The organism is Rhodococcus sp. EPR-134 (assembly GCF_001647205.1).
Classification (GTDB): Bacteria; Actinomycetota; Actinomycetes; order Mycobacteriales; family Mycobacteriaceae; genus Rhodococcus_F; species Rhodococcus_F qingshengii.
The window spans coordinates 1-9939 of the sequence record NZ_LVCT01000406.1 but is presented as its reverse complement, the minus strand read 5'-3'; the positions used below and the strand labels follow the sequence as shown (position 1 = coordinate 9939).

Below are 9939 nucleotides of genomic sequence, written 5' to 3'. Positions count from 1 at the left end.
GCTTGCGATGGACTGGCGGCGTGACGTCGCAACCCTCGAACGTGGCCTCGCTCGAGGCCTCGCCGAAGCCGTCACAATTCCCGGGGTCGTCGACGTCCGCGTCAAAGGCGGAATCGGAGTGATCGAACTCGAACAGCCGGTCGACATGCAGAGCGCGACCGATGCAGCCGTCGACGCCGGCGTCTGGCTCCGGCCGTTCCGCAACCTCGTATACGCGATGCCTCCGTACCTGTGTTCGGAGGCAGAGGTGGAACAGATCACAGCCGGAATGCTTGCAACCGCCCGCAGCCAGGCGAAACGGTGATCGGCACCGTAGACAGTCGACGAGATTCGATCGGCTGCACCCGATAGGGTCTGATTCATGGATCAACCGCCGAGCGAGACCTCAGCCACTCCCATCCCGGTATGGCCTGGCAGTGCGTACCCACTCGGTGCCACCTACGACGGCGCTGGGACCAATTTCTCGCTCTTCTCCGAGGTCGCCGAGGCCGTCGAGCTGTGCCTGATCGCCAAGGACGGAACCGAAACCCGCATTCGGATGGACGAGGTCGACGGTTACGTCTGGCATGCGTACCTTCCGTCGGTATCCCCCGGCCAGCGATACGGCTACCGCGTACACGGGCCGTACGATCCGGCTGCAGGTCTGCGATGCGATCCGAGCAAGCTCCTGCTGGACCCGTACGGAAAAGCGTTCGACGGAGACTTCGACGGAGACCGTTCGCTGTTCTCGTACGACGTCGAATCGGCGGCGGACCCCGAACCTTCAGGAGACGACGAATCTCCCGTCGTGGAGCCGCAAGAGGCTATCGACGAAACGAGTTCGGAAGCCGAATCGGACGAGGTGGGCCTCGAAGACGACTCGCCCACGGGCGATCAGGAATCGGACGAGATCCTCGAGCCCGAACCCTTCGAGCCGGAACCACTCGTCGACGAACCCGCCACCATCCCTTTCCCCCAACATGATTCGCTCGGCCATACGATGTCGACCGTCGTCATCAACCCGTTCTTCGATTGGGCGTCCGACCACTCGCCGAAGCGTCCGTATCACGAGACGGTCATCTACGAAGCGCACGTCAAGGGTATGACCGCGACGCATCCCGGAGTTCCGGAGGAATTGCGCGGCACGTACGCGGGGCTCGCTCATCCGGTGATCATCGAGCACCTCACCGATCTGGGTGTCACGGCGATCGAACTGATGCCGGTCCACCAGTTCATGCACGATCAGGTGCTTCTCGACCAAGGTCTGCGAAACTACTGGGGTTACAACACCTTCGGCTTTCTCGCTCCGCACACCGACTACTCCTCGGCCACGAAACCCGATGCGGCCGTAGCGGAATTCAAAGCCATGGTGCGCAGCTTCCACCAGGCGGGTATCGAAGTGATCCTCGACGTGGTCTACAACCACACCGCCGAGGGCAATCACATGGGGCCGACCATCAGCTTCCGCGGAATCGACAATGCCGCCTACTACCGCCTCGTCGACGGCGACGAAGAGCACTACATGGATTACACCGGAACGGGCAACAGCCTCAACGCCCGTCATCCGCATACGCTGCAATTGATCATGGACTCTCTGCGGTACTGGGTCACGGAGATGCACGTCGACGGTTTCCGCTTCGACCTCGCCTCGACACTCGCCCGTGAACTGCACGACGTGGACCGCCTTTCGGCCTTCTTCGATCTCGTGCAACAGGATCCGATCGTCAGTCAGGTGAAGCTGATCGCCGAACCGTGGGACGTCGGCGAAGGCGGTTACCAGGTCGGCAACTTCCCCGGCCTGTGGACCGAATGGAACGGCAAATACCGCGACACCGTCCGCGACTACTGGCGTGGTGAGCCGGCAACGCTGGGGGAGTTCGCCTCCCGTCTCACCGGATCCTCTGATCTCTACGAGGCCACCGGACGTCGCCCTGGCGCGAGCATCAACTTCGTCATCGCTCACGACGGTTTCACCCTCCACGACCTCGTCTCGTACAACGAGAAGCACAACGAAGCCAACGGCGAGAACAACAACGACGGCGAATCGCACAACCGATCTTGGAACTGCGGGGTCGAAGGCCCCACCGACGACCCGGAAATCCTCGAACTGCGTGGCCGTCAGAGCCGGAACATACTGGCTACGCTGATGCTCAGCCAGGGCACCCCGATGCTTGCTCACGGCGACGAGATGGGCCGAACTCAGCAGGGTAACAACAACGTTTACTGCCAGGATTCGGAACTGTCATGGATGGATTGGACTCTCGCGGAAACCAACGCCGACCTCGTCGAGTTCACCAAGCGCGCAATTGCCTTGCGCGCCAAGAACCCGGTCTTCCGGCGTCGTCGATTCTTCGAGGGGCGACCTATTCGAAGCGGCGATCAGAGTCGCGACATCGCCTGGCTCACGCCGTCTGGCGAAGAGATGACTCCGGCCGACTGGGACAGCGGTTTCGGCAAGTCGTTGGCTGTCTTTCTCAACGGTGACGCGATCCCGGAACCGAACTACCGCGGCGAGCGCGTCACGGGAGATTCGTTCCTTCTCTGCTTCAACGCCCACTACGAAGATCTCGAATTCTCCACCCCCAACGCGGACTACGCGTCGGAGTGGACCGTCGTACTGGACACCTCGGTCCCCACCGGTGAGAGCGATACCGTGATCAAAGCCGGAACAACATTGGATGTAAAAGCGCGAGCATTGACGGTACTTCGCAGAACCGCTTGAGGGAGACGTGCACATGGCCCCGATAACCAGCACCTACCGACTGCAGTTGCGACCGGATGCATTCACTCTTCGTGATGCGGCCGCACAGGTGGACTACTTCGAGGCATTGGGGGTCTCACATCTCTATCTCTCCCCCATCCTCACGGCAACGTCCGGATCGACGCACGGCTACGACGTCACCGATCCGACAACCGTGTCCGAAGGACTTGGTGGCCGCGAGGCCCTGGTGGAGCTCTCGCGCGCCGTTCGATCACGTGGGATGGGCCTGATCGTCGATCTGGTCCCCAACCACGTCGGTGTCGCCAAACCTCGCGAAAATGCTTGGTGGTGGGACGTTCTCACGCACGGGCAGTCGTCGGAGTACGCGGATTTCTTCGACGTCGATTGGGCCGAGGACAACGGAGCCAACGGCGCCGACGGCAAACTCTCACTCCCGGTACTGGGTAGCCCGGACGATCTCGACGCACTGACTGTCGAGAAAGATGGCGAGGAAACACTTCTCGCGTTCTACGAGCACCGCTTCCCCATCGCTGCCGGTACTGAATTCGGATCTCCACAGGAGGTGCACTCCAGGCAGTCGTACCGACTCGTACCGTGGAACGCCGGGATCGTCAACTACCGACGGTTCTTTGCCGTCAACGAACTCGCTGCGCTGCGCCAGGAGGACCCCCAAGTCTTCGAACTCTGCCATCGGCAAGTGAAGTCGTGGGTCGACGAAGGACTGATCGACGGCGTTCGCATCGATCATCCGGACGGACTCGCGAATCCGGCGGAATATCTCGGGCGCCTGCGAGAACTGATCGGACCAGATCAGTGGCTCGTGATCGAAAAGATCCTCGGCCATACGGAACCACTCGATCCGATGCTCCCGATCGACGGCACCACCGGATACGACGCCCTCAATCAGCTGGGCGGCATTTTCGTCGATCCCGCCGCCGAACTCGAATTGACCGAACTCTCGGCAGATCTGACCGGCGACGACGGGGACAGTACGTGGTTGCATCACACCGAACGTCAGTTCAAACGCGACACCGGGCGCGGTGACCTGGCACCGGAGGTTCGCAGGCTCGTACGTGCAATCCGACGCGAAACCGGAAGTCGTTGCAGTGAGACCGAACTGAACGACGCAGTTGTCGTCGCGATCGCTCGGATGCCGGTGTACCGATCCGACTACAGTCCCCTCGCCGGTTTGGCCGCTCGGATCGTCGGCGACATGCACGAATTGGCTCCCGGACATGAACCATCGTTCAACGTGTTGGCGCAATCCCTGGTGAACAGCGGTGAAGCCTCAGTTCGCTTCCAGCAGGTGTGTGGCGCTGTCATGGCCAAGTCCGTCGAAGATCGACTCTTCTATCGGACGGCGCGCCTGGTCTCACGTCAGGAAGTCGGCGGCAACCCGGCATCGCTTGCCGTCTCCGTCGCCGAATTCCATCTCCACAACGCGGACCGAGCGAAGCGGTGGCCGCGCGCGATGACGAGTCTGTCCACTCACGACACCAAACGCGGCGAGGACGTGCGGGCACGGATCGGTGTTGTGTCTCAAGTGCCGACCCTGTGGGCCCGGCTGATTCGCGAGTGGGAAGGCGTGTGCCCCAGCCCTGATCCGCTTACCGGATTGTTCTTGTGGCAGAACATCATCGGTGTGTGGCCGGCGGACGGCCGCTCGGCAGCCTCTGTTCCAGAGCTGCGCGAGCGTTTGCACGCCTATGCGGAGAAAGCCGTCCGCGAGTCCGGCGCCAGAACTTCCTGGAACGATCCGGACGTCGACTTCGAGTCGGCAGTGCACCGCTGGATCGACGAGGTGATCGACGGCCCAGTCGGTGATTCGGTCAGCGAATTCGTCGGCAGGATCGCGCGTCACGGCTGGTCGGACTCTCTGGGCCAAAAGCTGCTCCAACTTCTCGGGCCCGGCGTTCCCGACGTCTACCAGGGCACTGAGCTGTGGGAGGACTCGTTGGTCGATCCGGACAACCGGCGGCTTGTCGACTACGGAACGAGGCGATCACTGCTCGATTCCGGCGCCGCGCCGATCGACGCAACAGGAACCGCAAAGTTGCACCTCGTTCGCACGGCACTGACACTGCGGCGGGAGAACCCCTCGTGGTTCGATCACGGTGAGTACCGGCCGGTCTTCGCTTCAGGTTCCGGATCCGGTCATCTGGTCGGCTTCTCGCGCGGCCCGGCAGGTGATCCGCCCATGGTCGTCGCTCTGGCGACGCGACATTCGCTCAGACTCTCGTCGCACGGTTGGAGAAATACGCGAGTGGACCTGCCAGATGGCGAATGGGTCGACGCACTGAGCGGACAACCCGTCTTGTCTTCGGATGCGCGGGACATCTTCGCTGCCGGGCCATGTGCCCTGTTGACCAGGGTGCGCTGAGCGGTTTCCGCTGACTGGGCATTCACCCCCGAAAAGAACTTCGTCGCGCTAACTTCCGAAGAGCAGATCGTCACCACTAGTCGGAGGTTTGAGCATGGCCGCCAGTCGATTCACCGGAAAAGTTGCCTTCATCACCGGAGCCGCCCGCGGTCAGGGGCGCGCCGAAACTGTCCGGCTGGCAGAAGAGGGCGCAGACATCATCGCCGTCGACGCGTGTGTTCAATTCGAATCCACCTCATATGCCGGCGCCACCGACGACGACCTGGCCGAGACAGTCGAACTGGTCAAGGCCCTGGACCGTCGAATTGTCGCTACCAAGACCGACGTTCGCGACTTCTCTGCGCTGTCCGCGGCGCTCGCGGCCGGCATCGACGAATTGGGGCGACTTGACGTCGTCGTCGCGAACGCCGGAATCTGTTCTGCCAACATGTCCTGGGAAATCACGCCCGAGCAGTGGCAGGAAACGCTCGACGTCAACCTGACCGGCGTCTTCCACACCGCCAAGGCAGCGATCCCGCACCTGATCAAGCAAGGCACCGGTGGCTCGATCATCTTCACCAGCTCCGTCGCCGGCCTGCGCGGCCTCCCCTTCCTCGGCCATTACGTCGCGAGCAAACACGGCATCACCGGTCTGGCCAAGACGATGGCCTCGGAGTTGGGGCAGTACAACATTCGGGTCAACACCATCCACCCACACGGCGTGGAAACCGGAATGCAGATGACGGACATGCGGCCGCTCATCGACGCCAACGCCCACACACTCGGTCCGATCTTCATGCAGACCTTGCCCGACCCGGTCAGCCAGCCGGAGGACATCGCCGCCGCCGTCGCGTTCCTCGGTTCCGACGAGGCCCATCACATCACCGGCATCGCGATGCCGCTCGATCTGGGCACCCTGATCCGCTGATCGAATCTTCTCGAGTTTTTCCCGTCCTCGGGGAATATCGCTTCCCCGAGGACGGTTGCGCGAGACATGACCAAAACTGTTGTAGCGCAGACGTACGGCACGCCCGAGGTCCTGAAGCTGGTGGACGTCGATTTACCGGCGCCGAAATCAGGTGAAGTCCTGGTCGACGTGAAGGCGATCGGCGTCAATCCCTTCGACTTCAAGCTCTACAGCGGCGCTTTTGGCACCGACCCCGAGAAACTTCCCATCCGCCTCGGCGGCGAGGCAGCGGGCGTCGTCTCGGCTGTCGGCGACGGCGTCACAAATGTGAACGTCGGCGACGAAGTGATCGTCAGCCCCGGCAACGGCCTCTACTCCGAACAAGTAGTCGTGCCGGTCTCCTCTGTCACCGCGAAGCCCGCAGGCATCAGCTGGGAACAGGCAGCCGGCCTCCTTCTGGTCGGCGGAACTGCAGTCGACGCCCTCGACACCATTCGGGTCGGTTCCGGCGACACCGTTCTCATCCACGGCGCGTCCGGCGGCGTCGGCGCGATCGCTGCTCAGCTGGCAGTTGGTCGCGGAGCTACGGTGATCGGCACCGCGGGAGCCTCGAATCAGGATTACGTGCGCTCGCTCGGCGCGACGCCTGTGCTCTACGGCCACGGCCTCGAAGCGCGTGTTCGTGAACTCGCGCCGAACGGCGTCGACGCCGCCTTCGACACCGCCGGAACAGATGAAGCCGTCGATACTTCGCTGGCTTTGGTCTCCGACAAGAGTCGCATCGTCACCATCGTCGCGTTCGGACGCGCCCAGACCGACAGCTTCGCTTCCGTCGGCGGAGGCAATCCGGCAAGTGCGGAAGCGCGTTTGAAGGCACGATCCGAACTTGTCGAACAAGCCGGTTCCGGACACCTCATCGTGAAGATCGCCAAGACCTTCCCGCTAGCGGACGTGGCACTCGCTCACACCGAGTTGCAGAGTTCGCACCCCGCGGGAAAGTTCATCCTCGTTCCGTGACCTTCAGCTCTGTCTTGCCTAGGCCTTAGGGGCGAGTGGAACCAACAGGGTGGTGCCGAACGCGACGAGCACCGATTCGCCTTCGCGTTCGGCATGTACCTCGGCAGTGACGAACACCTGCTTGCGCCCGGCCTTGACCGAGCGCGCCGTAGCGACAAATGCGGTTCCGACGCCCGGACTCACGAAATTGACCGCGCAGTTGGACGCCGCCACGACACCTACCTGGGTGAAAGCAGCAAATCCGCACGCGGTGTCGACGAGTCCCGCCACGAGCGCAGCGTGCAGGTGTCCCGAGTACTGGCCCAGATCCTCACGCCATTCGAGCCGTAGACAAACGCGACCCGGTTCGGCCTCCGTCACTTCGAATCCTGCCCAGCGGTTGAAGGCCGCCGAGGCGTTGACGGCGCGCAACTGATCGAGCATTTCATCGTTCTCCATGTAGACCAGTCTACATAGATTGTGGTGGATCGCTGGGGTGTTTAAGCTCCAACTCGTGGCGACTCCCCCGAAACACCGCGAAGCACTCGTACGAGCTGCGGCCGATCTGTTTCGCCGCCAGGGGTATGCGGCAACGGGCCTCAACGAGATCCTCAAGTCGAGCGGGGCGCCGAAAGGCTCGCTCTACCACTACTTTCCCGGCGGCAAAGAGCAGATCGGCGAAGAGGTCGTCCGCGTCGGCGGGCAGTTGGTCACCGACACCCTGACCGAACTCGCCGACAGCCAATCGGACGCCGGGTCGCTGCTGCGCGAGTACGCGCGGTTGCTCGCCGGATGGGTGCGCGATTCGGATTTCCACGAAGGCTCGCCGATCACGACGGTGTTGTTGGAACTTGCCCCCGATTCGGAGAGCGTGACAGCCGCCGGACAGGCGGTGTATCGACAGTGGACTTCGCTACTGCGCGACACACTGATCGCGTCCGGGGTCGCACGTGCGCGAGCGGAACGGCTTGCCGTTCTGGCAGTGTCCGCGCTCGAGGGCTCGCTGGTGCGGGCTCGCGTCGAACAATCCGGTCAGCCGCTTCTCGATTCCCTCGGCGAGGTCGCCGACGTGTTCGACGGAGCAATCGCCGCGGCGCACTCGCACTGAGCGAACGCGACCTGAGCGAACGGCACTCTCGGTCTCATGAAGGCGCCGAAAGGTACGTTCGCTCGGAATCGGAGGGTGGCTCAGTCGGCTTCCGGGCGCCATCCCGAGCACCACCGCGGGCCGCGCCGATCCCTGCGACGACGACGCACGCGATACCTGCCACGGCCAGAACACTCGGAACCTGTTGCAGCACAACCAGACCGATAAGCTGCGCGAAAGCAGGCTCGAGACTCATCAGCGTGCCGAACGCCGCCGTGGACAGCCTTCGCAACGAGACCATCTCCAGAACGAACGGCACGACGGGCAGCAAGATCGCGAGTCCGAGGCCCACGAGAATCAGATGCGGAGTCAGCCGCCCGATAGCCGAGTGGCCTACGGCAATTGTCGCGGCCAACCCGGCTACCGCCATCGACACCGCCAGCCCGTTGATACCGGCAACCTCGTCGCCGACGCGCTGGGTGAGCAGTATGTACATCGCCCAGCAGAGCGCCGCACCGAGTGCGTACGCCACACCGACCAGATCGACTGTCCCGGCCCACGGTTCGGTGAGAAGCACGACGCCCACGCCTGCCAGAACCGGCCACAGAACGCGGCCACGCCCCCGGAGCAAAGCAACCGTCAGCGGACCCAAGAATTCCAATGCGCTTGCTGTTCCCAGCGGAAGGCGCTCCACCGCTGCCATGAACAGGAGCGTCATGCCTGCGGTGACCACACCCAGAACCACGCAAGCCAGAAACGCCTTGCGAGTGAACGCCGAAGGGCGGGGCCTGACGATGATCAGAAGAATGATGCCTGCCCAGGCGAGTCGCAGCCACGCCGCTCCGTCTGCGCCGAGCTGATCGATCAGGCGCACCGACACGGCGAGCCCGAGCTGCACGCACAACATCGCCAAAACAGCCAGGCCCACTCCGGCCCGCGCTTTCGTATCCATAGCTGAATTGAACGGGAGGCCAACCGTTCGTGTCCACGCGATTTTGACCTACATTATGTTCACGATTAGTGAATGATCGAAGGATGGAAACCCGTCGACTCCATCTCCTCCTCGAACTCTCCCGCTTGGGTTCGATGCGTGCGGTCGCCGAAGCGCACAACCTCACGACGTCGACAGTGTCCCAACAACTCGCGGCCTTGACCGCGGAGACCGGTACCGCACTGATCGAGCCCGACGGTCGCCGGGTGCGGCTGACGCCGGCCGGTCAACGACTGGCCGATCATGCCGTCACCATCCTGGCAGCCGTCGATGCAGCTCGCCTGGACCTCGATCCGGACGCGGAACCGGTGGGGACCCTGCGAGTCGGCGGATTCGCAACTGCGATCAGAACCGCGATGCTCCCCGTCGCTCGAAGCCTGCAACGCAGTCACCCGCAGGTGGACGTGATGATCTACGAATACGAACCCGTCGAGGCTTTTGCACTCCTCGAACGCGACGATCTAGACCTCGCACTGACGTACGACTACAACCTTGCCCCCGCGTCGCCGAGCCCACTACTCGAAGCAATTCCGCTCTGGTCGACGCCATGGGGACTGTGTGTTCCCGACGACGCCAAAGCTCCCGACAAGTCCACAGAATCCGGAATCGATCTCCGCGCCTTCGCCGACACGTCATGGATAGTGAACTCACGCAACACGGCAGACGAGCGCGCTGTGCGAACCCTCGCGTCGCTGGCCGGGTTCACCCCTCGGATCACTCACCAGATCGACAGTCTCGACTTGGTCGAACTCTTGATCCTCAGTGGTTACGGCGTGGGGCTGATGCCGCTCGAACGCAAGACTCGCGAAGGCGTGCGCGTCGAACCACTCGTCGATCCGCCCGTCATCCTCACTGCCTATGCGGTGACGCGTCGCGGCCGATCGTCGTGGCCGCCGCT

Annotated in this window: 9 protein-coding genes; 7 read left to right on the top strand and 2 right to left on the bottom strand. The window is 63.0% G+C overall.

Going from position 1 to position 9939, the window contains the following annotated elements; all coding sequences use genetic code 11:
* The 5 genes from A2J01_RS18685 to A2J01_RS18665 form a co-directional block, all read left to right on the top strand.
* Positions 1–304 (top strand): aminotransferase class III-fold pyridoxal phosphate-dependent enzyme (locus A2J01_RS18685; protein ID WP_156519312.1); only part of this gene is annotated, 304 nt, incomplete at its 5' end.
* A 57-nt stretch (positions 305–361) separates the two neighbouring features.
* Positions 362–2701: a glycogen debranching protein GlgX gene (gene glgX / locus A2J01_RS18680; RefSeq protein WP_064113300.1), complete on the top strand. Its 2340-nt coding sequence runs from the start codon at positions 362–364 to the stop codon at positions 2699–2701.
* A gap of 13 nt (positions 2702–2714) precedes the next feature.
* Complete coding sequence (gene treY / locus A2J01_RS18675) at positions 2715–5081, top strand: malto-oligosyltrehalose synthase (RefSeq protein WP_064113299.1); 2367 nt, start codon at positions 2715–2717, stop codon at positions 5079–5081.
* A 94-nt stretch (positions 5082–5175) separates the two neighbouring features.
* A complete protein-coding gene (locus tag A2J01_RS18670; protein ID WP_064113298.1) occupies positions 5176–5988 on the top strand; it encodes a mycofactocin-coupled SDR family oxidoreductase in 813 nt (270 codons plus the stop codon).
* A gap of 66 nt (positions 5989–6054) precedes the next feature.
* The gene (locus A2J01_RS18665; RefSeq protein WP_064113297.1) at positions 6055–6984 is read left to right on the top strand and encodes an NADP-dependent oxidoreductase; all 930 of its coding nucleotides are present in this window, start codon (positions 6055–6057) and stop codon (positions 6982–6984) included.
* Between the two features lie 18 nt (positions 6985–7002).
* Here A2J01_RS18665 and A2J01_RS18660 read toward each other — a convergent pair whose 3' ends face one another.
* The gene (locus A2J01_RS18660; RefSeq protein WP_231915826.1) at positions 7003–7422 is read right to left on the bottom strand and encodes a PaaI family thioesterase; all 420 of its coding nucleotides are present in this window, start codon (positions 7420–7422) and stop codon (positions 7003–7005) included.
* Between the two features lie 55 nt (positions 7423–7477).
* Between A2J01_RS18660 and A2J01_RS18655 the strand changes: the two genes are divergently transcribed.
* On the top strand, positions 7478–8071 hold the full coding sequence (locus A2J01_RS18655; RefSeq protein ID WP_064113296.1) for a TetR/AcrR family transcriptional regulator: 594 nt from the start codon (positions 7478–7480) through the stop codon (positions 8069–8071).
* Positions 8072–8105: 34 nt separating this feature from the next.
* Here A2J01_RS18655 and A2J01_RS18650 read toward each other — a convergent pair whose 3' ends face one another.
* Positions 8106–9002, bottom strand: coding sequence for an EamA family transporter (locus tag A2J01_RS18650; RefSeq protein WP_064113295.1), 897 nt, complete (start codon positions 9000–9002; stop codon positions 8106–8108).
* A gap of 83 nt (positions 9003–9085) precedes the next feature.
* On the opposite strand from A2J01_RS18650, the gene A2J01_RS18645 reads away from it, so the two are divergent.
* A partial coding sequence (locus tag A2J01_RS18645) for a LysR family transcriptional regulator (RefSeq protein ID WP_064113294.1) occupies positions 9086–9939 on the top strand: 854 nt, incomplete at its 3' end.

Excerpts from the sequence above, each read along its gene's own strand:
- A2J01_RS18670 (WP_064113298.1), top strand. The coding sequence starts at position 5,176 with ATGGCCGCCAGTCGATTCACCGGAAAAGTTGCCTTCATCACCGGAGCC.
- A2J01_RS18650 (WP_064113295.1), bottom strand. The coding sequence starts at position 9,002 with ATGGATACGAAAGCGCGGGCCGGAGTGGGCCTGGCTGTTTTGGCGATG.
- glgX (WP_064113300.1), top strand. The coding sequence starts at position 362 with ATGGATCAACCGCCGAGCGAGACCTCAGCCACTCCCATCCCGGTATGG.
- A2J01_RS18665 (WP_064113297.1), top strand. The coding sequence starts at position 6,055 with ATGACCAAAACTGTTGTAGCGCAGACGTACGGCACGCCCGAGGTCCTG.
- A2J01_RS18660 (WP_231915826.1), bottom strand. The coding sequence starts at position 7,422 with ATGGAGAACGATGAAATGCTCGATCAGTTGCGCGCCGTCAACGCCTCG.
- treY (WP_064113299.1), top strand. The coding sequence starts at position 2,715 with ATGGCCCCGATAACCAGCACCTACCGACTGCAGTTGCGACCGGATGCA.